Annotated in this window: 16 protein-coding genes; 9 read left to right on the plus strand and 7 right to left on the minus strand. The window is 66.7% G+C overall.

Annotation, left to right across the window (positions count from 1 at the left end; all coding sequences use genetic code 11):
• Positions 1–150: 150 nt before the first annotated feature.
• Together ACLBWL_RS13655 and ACLBWL_RS13660 are read right to left on the minus strand one after the other, a co-directional pair.
• Positions 151–1,338, minus strand: a complete 1,188-nt coding sequence (locus ACLBWL_RS13655; RefSeq protein ID WP_447793910.1) for an acetyl-CoA C-acetyltransferase — start codon at positions 1,336–1,338, stop codon at positions 151–153.
• A gap of 33 nt (positions 1,339–1,371) precedes the next feature.
• A complete protein-coding gene (locus ACLBWL_RS13660; protein WP_447793912.1) occupies positions 1,372–2,319 on the minus strand; it encodes an alpha/beta hydrolase in 948 nt (315 codons plus the stop codon).
• A 125-nt stretch (positions 2,320–2,444) separates the two neighbouring features.
• Here ACLBWL_RS13660 and phaR point away from each other — a divergent pair, with 125 nt between their 5' ends.
• Together phaR and ACLBWL_RS13670 are read left to right on the plus strand one after the other, a co-directional pair.
• Positions 2,445–2,981 (plus strand): polyhydroxyalkanoate synthesis repressor PhaR, encoded by a 537-nt coding sequence (phaR, locus tag ACLBWL_RS13665; protein ID WP_447793914.1) that lies wholly within the window; start codon positions 2,445–2,447, stop codon positions 2,979–2,981.
• 3 nt (positions 2,982–2,984) lie between these two features.
• On the plus strand, positions 2,985–3,170 hold the full coding sequence (locus ACLBWL_RS13670; protein WP_447793915.1) for a hypothetical protein: 186 nt from the start codon (positions 2,985–2,987) through the stop codon (positions 3,168–3,170).
• On the opposite strand, the gene ACLBWL_RS13675 is transcribed toward ACLBWL_RS13670, so the two are convergent.
• The 3 genes from ACLBWL_RS13675 to ACLBWL_RS13685 all read right to left on the minus strand — a co-directional run bounded on the left by ACLBWL_RS13675 (position 3,160) and on the right by ACLBWL_RS13685 (position 7,809).
• Positions 3,160–4,620: an ArnT family glycosyltransferase gene (locus ACLBWL_RS13675; RefSeq protein WP_447793917.1), complete on the minus strand. Its 1,461-nt coding sequence runs from the start codon at positions 4,618–4,620 to the stop codon at positions 3,160–3,162. The two genes, ACLBWL_RS13670 and ACLBWL_RS13675, sit on opposite strands and share 11 nt — an antisense overlap.
• Positions 4,620–5,849, minus strand: a complete 1,230-nt coding sequence (locus ACLBWL_RS13680; protein ID WP_447793919.1) for a hypothetical protein — start codon at positions 5,847–5,849, stop codon at positions 4,620–4,622. The genes ACLBWL_RS13675 and ACLBWL_RS13680 overlap by 1 nt, the downstream gene beginning before the upstream one ends.
• A 412-nt stretch (positions 5,850–6,261) precedes the next feature.
• Positions 6,262–7,809 carry a CpaF family protein gene (locus ACLBWL_RS13685; protein WP_447793921.1) on the minus strand — a complete coding sequence of 516 codons (1,548 nt, stop codon included), beginning with the start codon at positions 7,807–7,809 and terminating at the stop codon, positions 6,262–6,264.
• Between the two features lie 132 nt (positions 7,810–7,941).
• Here ACLBWL_RS13685 and ACLBWL_RS13690 point away from each other — a divergent pair, with 132 nt between their 5' ends.
• Complete coding sequence (locus tag ACLBWL_RS13690) at positions 7,942–9,444, plus strand: S1C family serine protease (protein WP_447793923.1); 1,503 nt, start codon at positions 7,942–7,944, stop codon at positions 9,442–9,444.
• Here the strand turns inward: ACLBWL_RS13690 and ada are convergent.
• Positions 9,420–10,466 (minus strand): bifunctional DNA-binding transcriptional regulator/O6-methylguanine-DNA methyltransferase Ada, encoded by a 1,047-nt coding sequence (gene ada, locus ACLBWL_RS13695; protein WP_447793925.1) that lies wholly within the window; start codon positions 10,464–10,466, stop codon positions 9,420–9,422. The genes ACLBWL_RS13690 and ada overlap by 25 nt on opposite strands.
• 113 nt (positions 10,467–10,579) lie before the next feature.
• Between ada and ACLBWL_RS13700 the strand changes: the two genes are divergently transcribed.
• Positions 10,580–11,425 (plus strand): oxidoreductase, encoded by an 846-nt coding sequence (locus ACLBWL_RS13700; protein WP_447793927.1) that lies wholly within the window; start codon positions 10,580–10,582, stop codon positions 11,423–11,425.
• Positions 11,426–11,688: 263 nt separating this feature from the next.
• Here ACLBWL_RS13700 and ACLBWL_RS13705 read toward each other — a convergent pair whose 3' ends face one another.
• Positions 11,689–12,366: a dienelactone hydrolase family protein gene (locus tag ACLBWL_RS13705; protein WP_447793929.1), complete on the minus strand. Its 678-nt coding sequence runs from the start codon at positions 12,364–12,366 to the stop codon at positions 11,689–11,691.
• A gap of 332 nt (positions 12,367–12,698) precedes the next feature.
• Here ACLBWL_RS13705 and ACLBWL_RS13710 point away from each other — a divergent pair, with 332 nt between their 5' ends.
• From ACLBWL_RS13710 to ACLBWL_RS13730, 5 genes are all read left to right on the plus strand, one after another.
• The gene (locus tag ACLBWL_RS13710) at positions 12,699–13,253 is read left to right on the plus strand and encodes a F0F1 ATP synthase subunit delta (protein ID WP_447793931.1); all 555 of its coding nucleotides are present in this window, start codon (positions 12,699–12,701) and stop codon (positions 13,251–13,253) included.
• 4 nt (positions 13,254–13,257) lie between these two features.
• Complete coding sequence (atpA, locus tag ACLBWL_RS13715) at positions 13,258–14,787, plus strand: F0F1 ATP synthase subunit alpha (RefSeq protein WP_055873607.1); 1,530 nt, start codon at positions 13,258–13,260, stop codon at positions 14,785–14,787.
• A gap of 162 nt (positions 14,788–14,949) precedes the next feature.
• A complete protein-coding gene (locus tag ACLBWL_RS13720) occupies positions 14,950–15,843 on the plus strand; it encodes a F0F1 ATP synthase subunit gamma (RefSeq protein ID WP_447793934.1) in 894 nt (297 codons plus the stop codon).
• 17 nt (positions 15,844–15,860) lie between these two features.
• Positions 15,861–17,342 carry a F0F1 ATP synthase subunit beta gene (gene atpD, locus ACLBWL_RS13725; protein WP_056065176.1) on the plus strand — a complete coding sequence of 494 codons (1,482 nt, stop codon included), beginning with the start codon at positions 15,861–15,863 and terminating at the stop codon, positions 17,340–17,342.
• Positions 17,343–17,467: 125 nt separating this feature from the next.
• A complete protein-coding gene (locus ACLBWL_RS13730) occupies positions 17,468–17,722 on the plus strand; it encodes an ATP synthase F1 subunit epsilon (protein WP_447793936.1) in 255 nt (84 codons plus the stop codon).
• Positions 17,723–17,728: the final 6 nt, after the last annotated feature.

The following is a 17,728-nucleotide window of genomic DNA, read 5'->3' on the forward strand; positions in this document are numbered from 1 at the left end:
GGGACATACAGCCGCTAACGGCGACGACTGGCAAGCCTGTGTTCAGGTTCGAGCCGGATCGACGTGCGGTTTATTACCGATCGTGACAAAATCGTCACATTTAGGTCATGGTTTAAGTTCGCTCGACACAATGTTACGTTGTTTGGTGTCTTACCTTTCGACACACATCGCGATGCCCATGCCCCCCCCGATGCAGAGAGTTGCCAGGCCTTTCGACGCATCGCGCTTCTGCATCTCGTAGATCAGCGTGGTCAGGACGCGGGCGCCGCTGGCGCCGATCGGATGGCCGATCGCGATCGCGCCGCCGTTGACATTGACCTTCGATGCGTCCCAGCCGAGTTCCTTGCCGACCGACAGCGCCTGCGCGGCGAAGGCTTCGTTGGCTTCGATCAGGTCGAGGTCGGCGAGCGTCCAGCCGGCCTTTTCCAGCGCGCGCTTGGTGGCGGGGACGGGGCCGATCCCCATGATCGATGGGTCGACGCCGGCCGAGGCCCAGCTCCGGATCGTTGCGAGGATGGTCGAACCCCGGCGTTCGGCTTCGTCGCGGCGCATCATGACTAGGGCTGCGGCGCCGTCGTTTAGGCCGCTGGCGTTGGCTGCGGTGACCGTGCCGTCCTTCTTGAAGGCCGGTTTTACGCCCGAGACGCTTTCGATCGTCGCGCCGGCGCGTATGTATTCGTCGTCGGCGACCACGGTGTCGCCCTTGCGGCCCTTGATCGTGACCGGCGCGATCTCGTCCTTGAAGCGGCCCGAACCGCGTGCGGCCTCGGCCTTGTTCTGCGAGGCGACCGAGAAGGCGTCCTGCTCGCCGCGGGTGACCTGGTATTGCTCGGCGAGGTTCTCGGCGGTGATGCCCATGTGATAGCCGTTGAAGACGTCGGTCAGGCCGTCGCTGACCATCGTGTCGACGAGGCTGAGGTTGCCCATCTTCTGGCCGCCGCGGATCGATTGCGCGTGCGCGGAGAGCGACATCGATTCCTGGCCGCCCGCGACGACGATGGTCGCGTCGCCGGTCTGGATCGCCTGTGCCGCGAGTGCGACCGCGCGGAGGCCTGAACCGCAAACCTGGTTGACGCCCCAGGCGGGGATCTCCTTCGGCACGCCAGCCGCCATCGACGCCTGGCGCGCGGGGTTCTGGCCCTGTGCTGCGGTGAGGACCTGGCCGAGGATCACTTCGGAGACGTCCTCGCCCGCGACGCCGGCCTGGGCGAGCGCGGCTTCGATCGCGATGCGGCCCAGTTCATGCGCGGGCGTGGTGGCGAACGCGCCGAGGAAGCTGCCGACGGGCGTGCGCTTGGCGGCGGTGATGACGACGTCGTTCGGGTTGAGATCGGTCATGTCAGGGTCCTCTATGGTTGGACCCCATGTAGGTCAGCCGAGCGCGGCGATCCAGTTGGCGAGCGGTTCCCAGAGGCGCGGCCGCGCGCTGCGCCCGACGATCATGCCGACATGGCCTGCGCCGAGGTCGCGGCGGTCGGCGAGGCCGATCGCGGTGGCGGCGGGGACGATGCGATCGCTGAGCGAGACGAACTCGACGGTCGGGCAGGCGAGCGCGAGTGGATCGACCGGGGTGCCGGCGATGACCCAGCCGCCTTTGCCGGGAAGGTCGTTGGCGATGCAGTCTTCGAACAGCGAGGCGGCGGCGGCGTAGGGGAGAGGGGCGCCGGCATTCGCCCAATCCTCGAGTCGGACGAACGCGCGGGCCGCGTCGCTGTCGGGGGCGAGGTCGGCGAACGCTTCGTATTTGGCGATCGTCCGCGCAGGGTCGAGCTGCCAGAAGCCGGCTTGCAGGACTTCCATCGGCAGGACGCCGAGCAGCGCGGCGGCGGGCTGGACCGTGGTCCAGGTCGCGGCGAGCGCGGATCGGCCTTCGCCGTAGCCGGTGAAATGCCACGGGGCGGCGATCGTCGCGACACCGGCTGTGGGCGTGATAGCGGCGGCACCGAGCGCCAGCGTGCCACCGAGGCAATAGCCGACAAGCACCGGTGGCTCGTCCAATTTCTGCAGCAACGGCACGAGCAGATGCTCGACGTGGGCTGCCAGATCAAGGTCGCGGTCCTCGCTGCCGGGTGCTCCCCAATCGACCAGCCATGCGTGAAAACCCTGCGCCGCGATCCACCGCAGCAGCGAAGTGTCGGCAGAGTGATCGAGGATATCGGGCGGGTTGATCAGCGACGGGACGAACACGACGGGGCGCCCGGTGCCACCGTAATCGCGCAACGCGACTCGGCCCGCACAGTGGATCGCGGGCATCGGATCGGCACGCTGCTCTCGTGGTGCGGCCTGATAGGCGCGCAATCCGGCTAGCGCGCGGGCCATCCTCTCGGGCGATGTTGCGGTCTCGCTGCGCAGCACGTTGAGGAACAAGGGTAAGGGCCTCGGTCCTTGTTGCGGTGCGTCATCAAAGACTGTAGCCTCCGTTTCAAACATAAGACGGGGGATCCATGAAGAAGCAACCGGCGGCCGACGGAATCGTCATCATCAAGAAGTACGCCAACCGGCGGCTCTATAACACCGAGACCTCATCCTACATCACGCTCGATCATCTGGCGACGATGACCCGCGAGGGCCGCGACTTCAAGGTGGTCGACGCGAAGACCGACGAGGACATCACCCACAACGTCCTCACCCAGATCATCATGGAGGAGGAGAGTCGCGGCGAGACGATGATGCCGGTGAACTTCCTGCGCCAGCTGATCTCGATGTACGGCGACTCGATGCAGACGATGGTGCCGGGCTATCTCGAAGCATCGATGGACAGCTTCCGCCGCAACCACGACCAGTTCAAGTCGGCGGTCGAGGGCGCCTTCGCGAACTCGCCGTTCGCCGATATCGCCAAGCGTAATCTCGAGATGTTCGACGTCGCCGCACAGGCGCTGAAGCCGGTCGCGCCAGCGCCGGCCGCCAGCAAGGACGACGAGATCGCCGCGCTGCGGACCGAACTCGCCAAGCTGCAGGAAAAGGTCGAGAAGCTCGGCTGAGCGATGGCGGCGTTGTTGTGGAGTGCGAGCGGCGGGCTGGCTGCGCTTGCCGTTGTTGCCGGGTTCGGCGAACGTCGTCGGCGACGACGGCACGATCCGGACTCGGTCGGCTGGGTGGACTGGCCGACGGTGCAGATGCTGGCGCTGATCACGCTGGCGGTGACCATCGGGCTCGCGTTCAAGGCCTGAACGGCCGGTCGTTCCTGAGATAGACGATGGTGTGCCAAGCGTTGCGCCGCGTCGTGAACACCGGGCGATAGTCGCGGGCGAGGGCCGCCTTCACCGCGTGCAGGCTGCCGCGGTTCCAGATCGACAGCCGCCGGTCCGACGTGACGATGACCGGCGGACGAGTGGCGAGAATGCGGCGGACTTCGGTGGCCTCGTTGATCCCGGTGGCGCCCTGTTCGGTGTCGTAGGCGAGCAGATTAGGGAAGGCGTAGGCGGTCGGCAGGCAGGCGTGCGCGAGGTGATAGGTGATGGTGTCGCCGATGAAGACGTAGGGGCATTCGGTGCCGCTGTTCGCCGCGACGACATGGGCGACCCGGTAGGCGCCGGCGGCATCGCTCGGGTGAAGCACGCGTTTCGCGAGGAGGATCGCGATCGCCACCGCCAGCGTCAGGCCCAGCATGCGGATCGAGCGACCCAGCGTCGGGGCGGCGAGGATCGCGAGCGGGGCGATCAGCGGTAGCGAATAATGGTCGAAGAACGTGCCGATCGCGAAGAATCCGGCGAGCGCAAAGCCGAGCCATGCATAGCCCACGATGACGGTTTCACCCGCGACCCCGCCGCGTGGTCGGGCGCGCCAGCTCAACACCGCGCCGAGGACGAGCGGCGAGAGTTGCGCGATGATGCCGAGCAACCGCATCGCGAGATCGCTGGCGGAATAACCGCGGCGCAAAGCGATCGAGGTGAAATTGGCGAACCAGAACGCATCGAACGCCGCCTGACCCTGCGCGCGGTACCAGCCGATTGCGGCGAGCGTCGGCGCCAGCCCCATCAGCGCCCAAATCGCGGCCGCAAGCAGGACGTGTCGCCAGCGCGCGCCCGCACGCCGAAGAAACCAGACATGCGCGAGACCGAACACCGCGCCTTCGAACATCGGCGTGTATTTCAGCTGGATCGCGATCCCGCCGAACAGGCACGCGGCGAAACCGCTCCAGACGATCGCGCGGGTCCGACCGGCGGCGGCTTTGGCGGGGAGGTGCAGCGTCAACAGCGCGGCGACCGCCATCGGGAGATTGTAGAAGACCGGCGCCTGCCCGCCGCTGCCGCCGACCAGCGAGATGAACAGCAGGTAGGAGACGCCCGCCGCCAGCGCGCCGCGATCGTTCGCGCCGATCGTCCTGGCGGCGCGAACGACGACGATCGCGGTCGCCCAGGCGCACAGCGTCGCGGCGAGTTGGTAGGCGAGGATGCCGTTGCCGGGCAGCGTGCGAAGGCCGGCGAACAGCAGGAACAGTCCGATCGGCTTGCGATCCCAGATGTCGATATAGGGCACCGCGCCGTGCAGCAGGCGATCGCCGACGAGCAGGTAATATTGCTGGTCGGGCTCGATCACCGGATTGCCGAAATCCCACGCCCGGACCGCCAGCGCGACCAGCAGCAGGATCAGCGCCTGCACCCAACGATTGCGCGGCATCAGTAGAAAGTCCCGAGGGTCAGGTTGCGCGTGGTGCCGTCGCACAGCCCGAGCCTGACGATTCGGCCGGGCGTGCCGGCCGACCAGGCGGCGATCGGGTTGGTCGGATAATCGCGGGGTATCGCCGCGCCATCGATCGTGCAGATCGTTTCGCCGTCCTTCCAGCCGGCCGCCGCGGCCGGACCGTCGCGCATGACGTGCAGCACTTTAAGCCGGTCCGGTTCGACGCCGACGAGGAGCCCGCTGGTCGAGCGTAGCGGCGGTCGGTCGGCGGTCGGGCCGGGGCTCAGTACCATGCGGCGTGCGCCGGGATCGAGCAGGACGCGGTAGTGCTGGAGGAAGCCCGATCCGATCCGACCGGCGGTGCCGATCGCCTGCGAGAAGCCGCCCGCGGGTTCGATGCGGACTTCGGTGAAGCGCGAGACGCGGGCGCCGACGCGCAGATCGGTGACGATCGCGAGCCCGCTGATAACGGGGCCGCCGACCCCGAACGCGATCGCGGTGGTGGTCCGTACCCCCTTCAGATTTGCTGCCTGCCACCCGGCGGCGGTAACGGTCACCGCGGAGCCGTCGCCGGTGTCGACCACGACCGGCGCCAAGCGACGGCCACCGAGCGTGATCGCGCTTTCGTAGACGCTGCGCTCCGACGAGACGCGCAACGGGGCGGTTTCACCCTTGAACGGGAGGCGGCCAGAGCGAAGCAGGCGGAAGCGGTGCGCGGGATAGTCGATGTCGAGCGCATGGCCGGCGAGCATGTCGGCGCCGACGAGCAGGTCGACCGCGGCCGTGCTGCCGGTGGCGCCCGCGGGGAGGTCGGCGACCGTCACGCCGCCGCCAGTCCGTGCGAGCCCGCCGAGCGCGACCATGCGGGTCGGCATCCAGCCGAGCGCGACCGATCCGCCGATCGCGGTCGCGCTGCCGGCTGCGACGAGTTTGGTCTTGTCGACCGCGGGGGAGGCTTTGGCGAGCAATGTGTAGCTGACGCCGGTATCGAGGATCGCGGTGACGTCGCGGCCGTCGAGCTGCATCGTGAAGCGGATCTGGTTGCCGGGGGTGAGGTCGAACGGGATCCAGCGGGCTTCGGCATCGGCGGCGAGCGTGTAGATGCCGCGATCGCGTGCGGCGGGGGAGGTGTCGGCGGAGATGGCGGCGGCTGGCGCTGCCGGCTCGCGCGCCGAGACGATGAGGACCGCGAGTAGCGGAACGAGAGCGAAAAGGGCGCGGCGCATGTGGGGCGTCCCTAGCGGGTCGGCGGCGGCGTACAAGCGGGGCGTTGGCGCGCGCGTTCGACACCACGCTCGCCTCGTTTTCCCGGAGGCGGGAGCCAAGGATTACCGGCGGCGACGTTGGTGGTTCCTGGTCCCCGCCTTCGCGGGGGAACGGTAATTCGCAAGGGTAACACGGGAAGCTGTAGCACCACCCCGGCGAAGGCCGGGGCCCAAGTGGGACGTCCGCAGTGACCGAGCGCCGCCCGACGTTATCACCGTCCCCCAATTGGGCCCCGGCCTTCGCCGGGGTGGTGCCAGCGGCGGGAACTGAGCGTGCTCTCTCCGGTCCGTCATCCTGACGAAAGTCAGGATCCAGAGCCGCGAAGGGCACGGCATGTTACCCTGGATCCCGACTTTCGTCAGGATGACGGGACTACAGACACGCCTCAAGATACGCCTGATCGAACCCGAACTGCTTGGCCTTCTCCAGCGTATACGGCCTAAGCCCCATTGAGCGGTATTCGCCGAGGATCTTCCCGTCCGCGGACTCGTCCATATATTCGAACTTGAACAGCTCCTGCGTGACGATCACCGGGCCCTCCATGCCGATCACCTCGGTGATGTTGGTCACCCGGCGCGAGCCGTCGCGCAGACGCTTCACCTGGATGATCAGCTCGACCGAATCGGCGATCTGCCGCGAGATGGCTTCCTTCGGCACCTTGATGTCGGACATCATCACCATGTTCTCCATGCGGGCCAAGGCCTCGCGCGGGGAGTTGGCGTGGAGCGTGCACATCGAGCCGTCGTGACCGGTGTTCATGGCCGCGAGCATGTCGAAACACTCGGAGCCACGAATTTCGCCCAGGATGATCCGGTCCGGTCGCATACGCAGCGCGTTCTTGACGAGATCGCGGATCGAGATTTCGCCCTGGCCCTCGAGATTGGCGGGCCGCGTTTCGAGCGGGAGCCAGTGCGGCTGTTGCAGGCGAAGCTCGGCGGCATCCTCGATCGTCAGCACGCGCTCGCCGGGGTCGATCATCTTCGACAACGCGTTGAGCATCGTCGTCTTGCCCGAACCGGTACCGCCCGAGATGACCACGTTGAACCGCGACGCGCCCGCGATCTTCAGCGCGGTCGCCATCTTGGGCGACATGCTGCCGAACCCCGCCATCATGTCGAGCGTGATCGGTTTCGCCGAGAATTTACGGATCGAGATCGCCGTCCCGCGCAAGCTCAGTGGCGGGACGATCACGTTGACGCGCGAACCATCCTTCAGGCGCGCATCGGCGAGCGGCGAGGTCTGGTCGACACGACGGCCGACCGAGTTCACGATGCGTTGTGCGATCTGGAACAGATGCTCCTCGTCGCGGAACTGGATCGGCGCGAGTTCGAGCTTGCCCTTGCGCTCGACATAGGTCTGGTCGGGGCCGTTCACCATGATGTCGGTGATGTTCGGATCCGCCAGCAATTCTTCCAACGGCCCGAGCCCGAGCAGTTCGTCGACCAGCACCTTTTCCAGCGCGAACTGTTCGCGACGGTTGAGCGTCAACTTCAGTTCGGCGAGCACTTCGCCGATGATCGGGCGGAATTCCTCAGCGAGTTCGTCCTTGTTGAGCGTCGCCGCCGCCTCGGGATCGACGCGTTCGAGCAGGCGGGGGAGGACCTGTTCCTTGATCTTGTGGATCGACTGTTCGAAGCCTTCGGTCCGGCTGTTGCCGGCTTCCCCACTCGCATTCTGGCGATCGGACAGCCGCTGCATCGCGTCGAGGTGGCCGGCGGGCATCGTGCCGAGGCCGAAGCCCTCGGTCTCGCCGGGCATCGGCAGCGAATCGATCGGCGGAAACTGCGCGCCGCCCTCGGGTTCCGCGCGGGGCGCAGGCCCGCTGCCCTGCATGGGGCGGGCGACGCCGAATGCCGGACGCACCGCCTGCGCCCCGTTCTGCCCCCCGCTCATGCCACTACGACGCCCGAATGCGCTCATGCCCAAATCCCCGGATGATTGCCCATTGGGGTAGGCGCGAAGGCTTGATAATTCGCTAACCAAACCGGGTGCGATAGCGTCCCATAAGGACCGAGGGTTGATCGCCGCCGCGAACTCCCCGAAGGCTGGGGAATGATCCGCCTGCTGCTCCTTCTCGCGCTGACTTTCGGGTTGGCGAGCTCCGCGTCTGCCGACGACATCGCCGCCACCGGGCGCGGCGTCGTGCGCGTCGTGACGATCGCGGTGGTCGACGACCAGGTGGTCGGCTTCGGCCACGGCAGCGGCTTTGCGATCGCGCCCAACCGGATCGTCACCAACGCGCACGTCGTCGACCTCGCCGAGCGCTACCCCGACAACGTCGTCGTCGGGATCGTCCCGACCGAGGGCGACAAATCCTATCAGGGCAAGGTGATCGCGTATGATTCGCAGCGCGACCTGGCGCTGATCGAGTTCACCGGCGCGCGCCTGCCGCCGAGCGCGCTGTATACCGGGCCGATGACCGAGGGCGACGCGGTGGTGTCGCTCGGCTTCCCCGGCAACGTCGACCTGGCTACCGCGCGGTCGGCGGCGGATTATATCCGGCCGATGACGCCGGTGCGGTCGGAGGGCGTGCTCTCCGGGCGGCGCGTCCTGAGCAATGTCGAGGTATTGTTGCACACGGCCAGCATCGCGCGGGGCAATTCGGGTGGGCCTTTGCTTGATCGGTGCGGGCGGGTGATCGGGGTGAACTCGGCGATCACGCGGGGCGAGGAGGGCGATTCGACGTTCGGGTTCGCGATCGCGGATACCGAGCTGGCCGGCTTCCTCCACGATGCGAAACAGCCCTACGCGTCGATCGGGACGGGGTGCACGTCGATCGAGGATCGCTTGCGGCAGGATAGCGACGCGGACGCGCGCGCCACCGCCGATGCGGCGTCGGCCAAACGCGACGCGGCGACGCAGGATGCGATGGCACGCGAGGTTGCGCTGGAGAAGGCACGGACCGAGGCCGGGCGGGCGAGAGAGAACGTTATGGCGCTCGCCGGGCTGTTGCTGGTGGCGGGGGCGCTGGTGATCGGGAGCGCGGGACTGCTCGAGTCCCGTGGCCAGCGGCGCCAAGCGATCTGGGCGGTGTCGATCGGCGGGCTGAGCGTGCTGGTCGCGATCATTGTGTTCGTGCTGCGGCCTTCGGGGGAGGTCGACGTGCCGCTGTCCGCGCTGCCCAAGACACGGATCTCGACGCCGGATGCGGCGCTCGGCAAGCTGATGTGCACGCTGATCCCGGAGCGCAGCCGGATCACCATCTCTTCCAGCGACGACGTGCCGATCGACTGGGGCGCGAAGGGGTGTGTGAACGGCAAGACGCAATATGTCGAGGCGAACGGTCGATGGGATCGCGTGCTGGTGCCGGATGCCGAGCAGACCGTCTCCGTGCTGTCGTTCGATCCGGCGACGCGCGTCTATTCGAACACGCGCTATCTGCTGTCGGCGGCGGGGATGACCGCGGCGCGAACGGCTCGCGGTGTCGTGCCTAACGTCTGCAACATGGACGATGCGGCGCTTGGTCGACTCGCCGGTCAGCAGGCGGCGGTGCGTGCGGTATTGCCGCCGCTGCCGAACGAGAAGCTCGTCTATTCCTGCAAGTCGGCGCGCTGAGCCTCGGTCGCGAGTAGCGCCCGTTTACGGTCCAGCCCATAGGCATAGCCGCCAAGCGCGCCGCCGATCCGCTGCGCACGGTGGCAGGGGATGACGATCGACACCGGGTTCTGGCCGCAGGCGGTACCTGCGGCGCGGACCGCGGCGGGGCGGCCGGCTAGGGCTGCGAGTTCGCTGTACGTGCGGGTTTCGCCGATCGGGATGGTGCGCAAGGCTTGCCAGATCGCTTCCTGGAAAGCGGTGCCGCGGACGTCCAGCGGGAGATCCTGGTCGCGATCGGGGGATTCGACGGCGGCGACGACCTGCGCTGCTAGGGTGGCGAGCGCCGCGTCGCCCGGTTCGATCGTGGCGTTGGGGAAGCGGCGGCGGAGGTCTTCGGCGTCCTCGTCGAAGGATACGCGGCAGAGGCCCTTGTCGGTGGCGGCGACAAACAGCGCGCCGAGGCTTGTATCGGCGACCGTCCAGCGGATCGTGACGCCTTCGCCGCCGCGGGCCCAGGCGCTGGGGGCCATGCCGAGCCGTTTCGCATCCGCCTCGTAGAACCGGCTGGGGGCCGAATAGCCGGCGTCGTAGATCGCTTCGGTCACGGTCGAATCCTCCGATAAGGCGTTGGCCGCGCGGCCGGTGCGCAAGGCGCGCGCGTAGGCGGCGGGGGTGATGCCGGTGGCGCGCTTGAACAGGCGGTGGAAATGGTGCGGGGCGTAGCCGACTTTCGCGGCGACCTCGTCGAGCGAGAGGCGGTCTTCGGTGGCTTCGAGCAGCGCGATGGCGACGGCGACGGCGGTGCGGTCTCGGCCGACTTCATCGGGGGTGCAGCGCAGGCAGGCGCGGAAGCCGGCGGCGCGGGCGCTGGCCGGGTCGGGGTGGAAGGTGACGTTCTCGCGCTTGGGGTGGCGCGCGGGGCAGCTTGGCTTGCAGTAGATGCCGGTGGACTTCACGCCCACGACGAACCGGCCGTCCCACGCGCGGTCGCGGGCTGCGAACGCGGTCCAGGCGGTGTCGGTGTCGGGGGCGGTGCTCATTGGATCGGTATAGCCGGTCGCGGCGCACGTGCATCCCGTGGCTTGCGGTCAAAGCGGAGCCAATCGCCGGCCCGGCCGTTTCCTTGCGCATACCCCATAACGAAAGATGTCTCATGGCCTCCGACACGCCCGTCTGGTTCATTTCCGGCTGCTCGACCGGTTTCGGTCGCGAACTCGCCAAGCTCGTGCTCGCGCGCGGTTGGCGTGCGGTGGTTACCGCGCGGGATGCGGATCGCGTCGCCGATCTCGCGGAGGGTGCCGAGGATCGTGCACTCGCGCTATCGCTCGACGTGACGGAGCAGGCGCAGATCGACGATGCGGTCGCGCAGGCCAAGGCCCAGTTCGGGCGGATCGACGTGCTCGTGAACAATGCAGGATACGGCTATCAGGCGTCGGTCGAGGAAGGCGTCGAGTCCGAGATCCGCGCGCAGTTCGATGCGAACGTGTTCGGGTTGTTCGCGCTGACTCGCGCGGTGCTGCCGATCATGCGGGGGCAGAAGAGCGGGCATGTGATCAACATCACGTCGGTCGCCGGGTTGGTCGGATTTCCGGGCTCGGGCTATTATGCTGCGTCGAAGCATGCGGTGGAGGGGTGGTCGGACTCGCTGCTCGCGGAGGTGAAGCCGCTCGGGATCGACGTGACTTGCGTTGAGCCGGGGCCGTTCCGGACGGATTGGGCCGGGCGTTCGTTGAAGCAGACGCCGGTGAAGATTGCGGATTATGCTGCGACGGCGGGCAAGCGGCTCGACAGCACGCGCGAGGTTAGCGGGACGCAGGCGGGTGACCCGGTGCGCGCTGGCGAGGCGATGACCGCGCTGACCGAGGGGGCGAATCCGCCGCGGCATCTCGTGCTAGGGGCTTGGGGGTATGATGCGGTCACGAAGAAACTGGCGGAGCGGTTGAAGGAGATCGAGGCGCATAAGGTGGACAGCCTTGGGGCCGATTTCCCTGAGGAGTGATCTCGGGAGAGCGACAGAGAGTTGTTTCCCCGCGAAGGCGGGGACCCAGACTGGGCTCCCGCCTTCGCGGGAGAACAAGGCGGCGGGGGCTGGCTTCACGCTTTTAGCGCCAGCCTGCGCCTAGGTCTTTTACCACAGTCACCACCCCGGCGAAGGCCGGGGCCCAATTGGGGGACGTCGCTAACGGAGCGCATCCCTCAATTATTGCCACCTTTCCAATTGGGCCCCGGCCTTCGCCGGGGTGGTGCCAAAGGGAAGGCGGGTCAGCCCCCGTTCGCGCGGAACAGGTCCAGCGTGCGCGCCTTCGCCAAATCCGCACTCGGCTCGTGGTAATCCTTCCGCCGGTCCGAGTTGAACCCGTGGCCCGCTTCGTAGACATACACCGTCGCGTTCGGCCAGTCCTTGGCAATGACCCGCTCGACCCCCTCCATAGGGATGCCGTGGTCGTGGCGGCCGAAGTGGAGGATCACCGGCACCTTCGGTTCCTCGTCCGCCGCGGCGGGGATCATGCTGCCGTAATAGCCGCTCGCCGCCGCGACGCCGGTGAGCTTGGTCGAGGCGAACCACGCGACCGAACCGCCATAGCAATAGCCGACCACGAACACCGGCCCGGCGGGGGCGAGCGTGTCGATGCAGGTCTGGACGTCCTTCAGCGACAGCTCGAACGGGTGGAGTTGTCGCGCGAGTTCGACGCCGCGCGCGAGGCCTTCGCCCGAATAGTCCGCCTCGAAGCCGGGATGCTCGCGGTCGAAGAGGGCCGGGGCGAGGACCTCATACCCATCGGCGGCGTACTCGTCGCAGAGGTCGCGGATGTGGTCGGTTACGCCGAAGATCTCCTGCACCAGCACGAGGCCGCCGCGGCGCTCGCCGGTAGGCTGTGCGTGATAGACCGCGACGGTCGCGCCGTCGGACATCGTCATCGTTTCCATCGTGCCGGTCATTCTCTCGTCCTCGTCGTGTGATCCAATTCGTCACCATTATCGTCATTCCTGCGGAGGCGGGAACCCATAGTGGCAGGCCGTGCGGTGAAAGCGCCGGGTCCGGAGGATATGGATCCCCGCCTTCGCGGGGATGACGGGGCGGGGCGGAATCGGGGCCTTCCAACCCTCGATCAATGACAAAACAGTCACAAACTCGCCCCCCTGACCGCCCCGCCGGGTTGCCAATCCGGGAACCCGATGCTACCCGCGCCGCGTCCCATGAGAGGTGCTTTCGCGCCCTCTTCCCCCGTGGGACGGCACTATTTCGGTTTCAGGCGAGGATTGACAGGTCCGTGGAGACATCCGGCGGTATTCAGGCGAGCTTAGGCGGGCGTTATGCGCTGGCCCTGTTCGAACTCGCGCGTGACGCGAAGGCGATCGATGCGGTCGAGTCGAGCCTGGCGAACGTGCGCGACGCGCTCGCGCAGTCCGAGGACTTCCGCAACCTGACGGTCAGCCCGATGGTCTCGCGTGGCGCTGCCGTGAAGGCGGTCTCCGGGGTCGCCGACGAGCTCGGTGTCGATGCGACCACCAAGAGCTTCCTCGGCGTCCTCGCCGAGAACCACCGGCTGGGCGCGCTGCCGAAGATCATCAAGGCATTCCGCGCACTTGCCGCGCAGCATCGCGGCGAGATCGCCGCCGAGGTGACGTCTGCGCATCCGCTGACCGACGAGCAGGTGATCGAGCTGAAGCATCAGCTCCGCCAGCGGGTCGGCCGTGAAGTTTCCGTCGACCTCAGCGTCGACCCATCGTTGCTGGGTGGACTCGTCGTCCGCGTCGGCAGCCAGATGATCGATTCGTCGATCAAGACGCGTCTCAACACTCTCGCGCACGCGATGAAGGGCTAAGCTAATGGATATCCGCGCCGCAGAAATCTCGAAGATCATCAAGGATCAGATCGCCAATTTCGGCACCGAGGCTCAGGTCAGCGAGACCGGCCAGGTGCTGAGCGTCGGCGACGGCATCGCGCGCATCTTCGGCCTCGACAACGTCCAGGCCGGTGAGATGGTCGAATTCTCTAACGGCGTGCAGGGCATGGCGCTCAACCTCGAGGCCGATAACGTCGGCGTCGTGATCTTCGGGAGCGATTCCGAGATCAAGGAAGGCGACATCGTCAAGCGCACCGGCACGATCGTCGACGTGCCGATCGGCAAGGAGCTGCTCGGCCGCGTGGTCGATGGCCTCGGCAACCCGATCGACGGCAAGGGCCCGATCCACACCACCGAGCGCAGCCGCGTCGAAGTGAAGGCACCGGGCATCATCCCGCGCCAGTCGGTCAGCGAGCCGGTCCAGACCGGCCTCAAGGCGATCGACGCGCTCGTCCCCGTCGGCCGTGGCCAGCGCGAGTTGATCATCGGCGATCGCCAGACCGGCAAGTCCGCCGTCGCGATCGACGCGTTCATCAACCAGAAGATCGCCAACGCCGGCGACGACGAGTCGAAGAAGCTGTATTGCGTTTATGTCGCGATCGGCCAGAAGCGCTCGACCGTCGCACAGCTGGTCAAGACGCTCGAAGAGAATGGCGCGATGGAATACACCATCGTGATCGCCGCGACCGCGTCGGACCCCGCACCGCTCCAGTATCTCGCACCCTACACCGGTGTCGCGATGGGCGAGTATTTCCGCGATCGCGGCATGCACGCGTTGATCTGCTACGACGATCTGTCCAAGCAGGCAGTCGCGTACCGCCAGATGTCGCTGCTGCTGCGTCGTCCTCCCGGCCGTGAAGCATATCCGGGCGACGTGTTCTATCTCCACAGCCGCCTGCTCGAGCGTGCGGCGAAGATGTCGGACGCGAATGGCGGCGGCTCGCTGACCGCGCTACCGATCATCGAGACGCAGGCGGGCGACGTTTCGGCGTACATCCCGACCAACGTGATCTCGATCACCGACGGCCAGATCTTCCTCGAGACCGATCTGTTCTTCTCGGGCGTGCGCCCGGCGATCAACGTCGGTCTCTCGGTCAGCCGCGTCGGCTCGGCCGCACAGACCAAGGCGATGAAGAAGGTGTCGGGCTCGATCAAGCTCGAGCTCGCGCAGTATCGCGAAATGGCGGCGTTCGCGCAGTTCGGGTCGGATCTGGATGCGTCGACGCAGAAGCTGCTGAACCGCGGCGCGCGCCTGACCGAGTTGCTGAAGCAGGCACAGTTCTCGCCGTTGCCGTTCGAAGAGCAGACCGTGTCGATCTTCGCCGGCACCAGCGGCTATCTCGACAAGGTGCCGGTCGCCGACGTGACCCGCTACGAGCAGGCGCTGCTGGCCGACATGCGCGCGAACCATGCCGACGTGCTGAAGCTGATCCGCGATACCCGCGACCTGGGTAACGAGGCGAAGGACAAGCTGAAGGCAGCGCTCGAAGCTTTCGCGAAGACGTTTGCCTGATTAGCTCCCTCTCCCCTGCGGGGAGAGGGCTGGGGTGAGGGGTTGTACCGGGCGTTGCGCTTTGCAACTGCCCCTCACCCCGACCCTCTCCCCGACGGGGAGAGGGAGCAGGGCATGTAATCCGACCCTCCTCTGTGAGGAGCGAGGGAGCAGGAAGAGAAGATGGCATCACTTAAGGCCCTCAAGATCCGCATCGGCTCGGTGAAGTCGACGCAGAAGATCACCAAGGCGATGAAGATGGTCGCCGCCGCGAAACTGCGCCGTGCGCAGGACGCGGCGGTCGCCGGGCGTCCGTATGCCGAGCGTCTCGAAGCGGTGATGGCGAGCCTTGCGGGGCGCGTCGGCATCGCACCGGGTGCGTCGCCGCTGCTCGCGGGCACCGGCAAGGACCAGGTCCATCTGATCGTCATCGCGACGTCGGAGCGTGGCTTGGCGGGTGCTTTCAACACCAACATCGTCCGGGCGGCTCGTCGCAAGGCCGAGGAACTGATCGCAGCAGGCAAGACCGTGAAGTTCTACGTCGCCGGCAAGAAGGGGCGCGTCATCAAGCGCTTCTTCCCGAACGACATCCTCGCCGATCACGAGATGGGGCAGATCAAGCGGCTCGCGTTCAGCGATGCACAGGAGATTTCCGAGGACCTGATCGCGCGCTTCACGGCGGGTGAGTTCGACGTGGCGCATCTGTTCTACGCGAAGTTCGTGTCGGCGCTCGTGCAGCTGCCGACCGGTATCCAGATCATCCCGATCCCTTTGTCGACGATCCCGGGTGCCGAGGCTAAGCCAAACGCCCCCGCCGAGGCCGTGGTCGAGTACGAGCCCGATGAGGAAGCGATCCTCGCCGACCTCCTGCCACGCAACGTCGCGATCCAGATTTTCCGCGCGTTGCTCGAAAACGCGGCGTCGGAGCAGGGCTCGCGCATGAACGCGATGGACAACGCCACGCGCAATGCCGGCGACATGATCACGCGCCTCTCGATCCAGTATAACCGTACCCGCCAAGCCGCGATCACGACCGAGCTGGTCGAAATCATCTCGGGCGCCGAAGCGCTCAAGTAAGTCCAAGGAAGCAGACAATGGCAACCGCCCCAGAGACCCTCGGAACCACGCTCGCCCCCAAGGCCACCAACAACACCGGCCGCATCTCGCAGGTCATCGGTGCGGTCGTCGACGTGCATTTCCCCGACAATTTGCCCGCCATTCTGTCGGCGCTCGAAACCGACAATAACGGCAATCGCCTCGTCCTCGAAGTCGCGCAGCATCTCGGCGAGAACACCGTTCGCACGATCGCGATGGACGCCACCGAGGGTCTGACCCGCGGCCAGACCGTCACCGACACCGGCTCGCAGATCCGCGTGCCGGTCGGCCCGAAGACGCTCGGCCGCATCCTCAACGTCATCGGCGAGCCGATCGACGAGCGCGGCCCCGTCGGCGCAGAGACGACCGCCCCGATCCACGCTTCGGCACCTTTGTTCGTCGACCAGTCGACCGAGAGCGCGATCCTGGTCACCGGCATCAAGGTCATCGATCTGCTCGCACCCTATGCGAAGGGCGGCAAGATCGGCCTGTTCGGCGGCGCCGGCGTCGGCAAGACCGTGCTGATCCAGGAGCTGATCAACAACATCGCCAAGGGCCATGGCGGCACCTCGGTGTTCGCGGGCGTCGGCGAGCGTACCCGCGAGGGTAACGATCTGTACCACGAGTTCCTCGACGCGGGCGTCATCGCCAAGGATGCCGACGGCAATCCGCAGTCGGAGGGCTCGAAGGTCGCGCTGGTGTTCGGCCAGATGAACGAGCCGCCAGGCGCACGCGCGCGCGTCGCGCTGTCGGGCCTGACGATCGCCGAGTATTTCCGCGACGTCGAAGGCCAGGACGTGCTGTTCTTCGTCGACAACATCTTCCGCTTCACGCAGGCGGGCGCAGAGGTTTCGGCTCTGCTCGGCCGTATTCCTTCGGCAGTGGGCTATCAGCCGACGCTGTCGACCGACATGGGCGCGCTGCAGGAGCGCATCACCTCGACCAACAAGGGGTCGATCACCTCGGTGCAGGCCGTGTACGTTCCCGCAGACGATCTTACCGATCCGGCGCCTGCGACGTCGTTCGCGCATCTCGATGCGACGACCAACCTCAATCGCGCGATCTCGGAGCTGGGCATCTACCCGGCAGTCGATCCGCTCGATTCGACAAGCCGTCTGCTCGAGCCACGCGTCGTCGGTCAGGAGCATTACGACACCGCGCGTGCCGTTCAGTCGACGCTGCAGAAGTACAAGTCGCTGCAGGACATCATCGCGATTCTCGGCATGGACGAGCTGTCAGAAGAGGATAAGCTCACCGTCCAGCGTGCGCGGAAAATCCAGAAGTTCCTGAGCCAGCCGTTCCACGTCGCCGAGGTCTTCACCGGCATCAGCGGCAAGTTCGTCCAGCTCGAGGACACGGTCCGGTCGTTCAAGGCGGTGGTCGAAGGCGAGTATGATCACCTGCCAGAGGCCGCGTTCTACATGGTCGGCGGCATCGACGAAGCCGTCGCCAAGGCCGAGAAGATGGCTGCGGAAGCGTAACTTCTACTGCTCCCTCTCCCCTCCGGGGAGAGGGTTGGGGTGAGGGGCTGCCACGAGCGCCTTCGCCCGGTACTGCCCCTCACCCCGACCCTCTCCCCGAAGGGGAGAGGGAGAAGGTCCCAGACATGCTGCATTTCGAACTCGTCACGCCAGAAAAGCTCGTCCGCTCGGAGGAGGTCTACATGGTCGTCGTCCCCGGCACCGAAGGCGATTTCGGCGTGCTGGAAGGCCACGCGCCCTTCATGTCGACGGTCCGCGATGGCGGCGTGCAGGTATACCGCACGCAGAACGGCACCCCCGAGATCATCGCGATCAAAGGCGGCTTCGCCGAGGTCAACGCCAAGGGCCTGACCATCCTCGCCGAACACGCGGGCGAGTAAGCTCCC

The sequence above is a fragment of the Sphingomonas sp. M1A8_2b genome, assembly GCF_053345535.1.

Bases quoted from the DNA above. Each gene is read 5' to 3' on its own strand.
- ACLBWL_RS13655 (WP_447793910.1), bottom strand. From the start codon at position 1,338: ATGACCGATCTCAACCCGAACGACGTCGTCATCACCGCCGCCAAGCGC.
- ACLBWL_RS13660 (WP_447793912.1), bottom strand. From the start codon at position 2,319: ATGGCCCGCGCGCTAGCCGGATTGCGCGCCTATCAGGCCGCACCACGA.
- phaR (WP_447793914.1), top strand. From the start codon at position 2,445: ATGAAGAAGCAACCGGCGGCCGACGGAATCGTCATCATCAAGAAGTAC.
- ACLBWL_RS13670 (WP_447793915.1), top strand. From the start codon at position 2,985: ATGGCGGCGTTGTTGTGGAGTGCGAGCGGCGGGCTGGCTGCGCTTGCC.
- ACLBWL_RS13675 (WP_447793917.1), bottom strand. From the start codon at position 4,620: ATGCCGCGCAATCGTTGGGTGCAGGCGCTGATCCTGCTGCTGGTCGCG.
- ACLBWL_RS13680 (WP_447793919.1), bottom strand. From the start codon at position 5,849: ATGCGCCGCGCCCTTTTCGCTCTCGTTCCGCTACTCGCGGTCCTCATC.
- ACLBWL_RS13685 (WP_447793921.1), bottom strand. From the start codon at position 7,809: ATGAGCGCATTCGGGCGTCGTAGTGGCATGAGCGGGGGGCAGAACGGG.
- ACLBWL_RS13690 (WP_447793923.1), top strand. From the start codon at position 7,942: ATGATCCGCCTGCTGCTCCTTCTCGCGCTGACTTTCGGGTTGGCGAGC.
- ada (WP_447793925.1), bottom strand. From the start codon at position 10,466: ATGAGCACCGCCCCCGACACCGACACCGCCTGGACCGCGTTCGCAGCC.
- ACLBWL_RS13700 (WP_447793927.1), top strand. From the start codon at position 10,580: ATGGCCTCCGACACGCCCGTCTGGTTCATTTCCGGCTGCTCGACCGGT.
- ACLBWL_RS13705 (WP_447793929.1), bottom strand. From the start codon at position 12,366: ATGACCGGCACGATGGAAACGATGACGATGTCCGACGGCGCGACCGTC.
- atpA (WP_055873607.1), top strand. From the start codon at position 13,258: ATGGATATCCGCGCCGCAGAAATCTCGAAGATCATCAAGGATCAGATC.
- ACLBWL_RS13720 (WP_447793934.1), top strand. From the start codon at position 14,950: ATGGCATCACTTAAGGCCCTCAAGATCCGCATCGGCTCGGTGAAGTCG.
- atpD (WP_056065176.1), top strand. From the start codon at position 15,861: ATGGCAACCGCCCCAGAGACCCTCGGAACCACGCTCGCCCCCAAGGCC.
- ACLBWL_RS13730 (WP_447793936.1), top strand. From the start codon at position 17,468: ATGCTGCATTTCGAACTCGTCACGCCAGAAAAGCTCGTCCGCTCGGAG.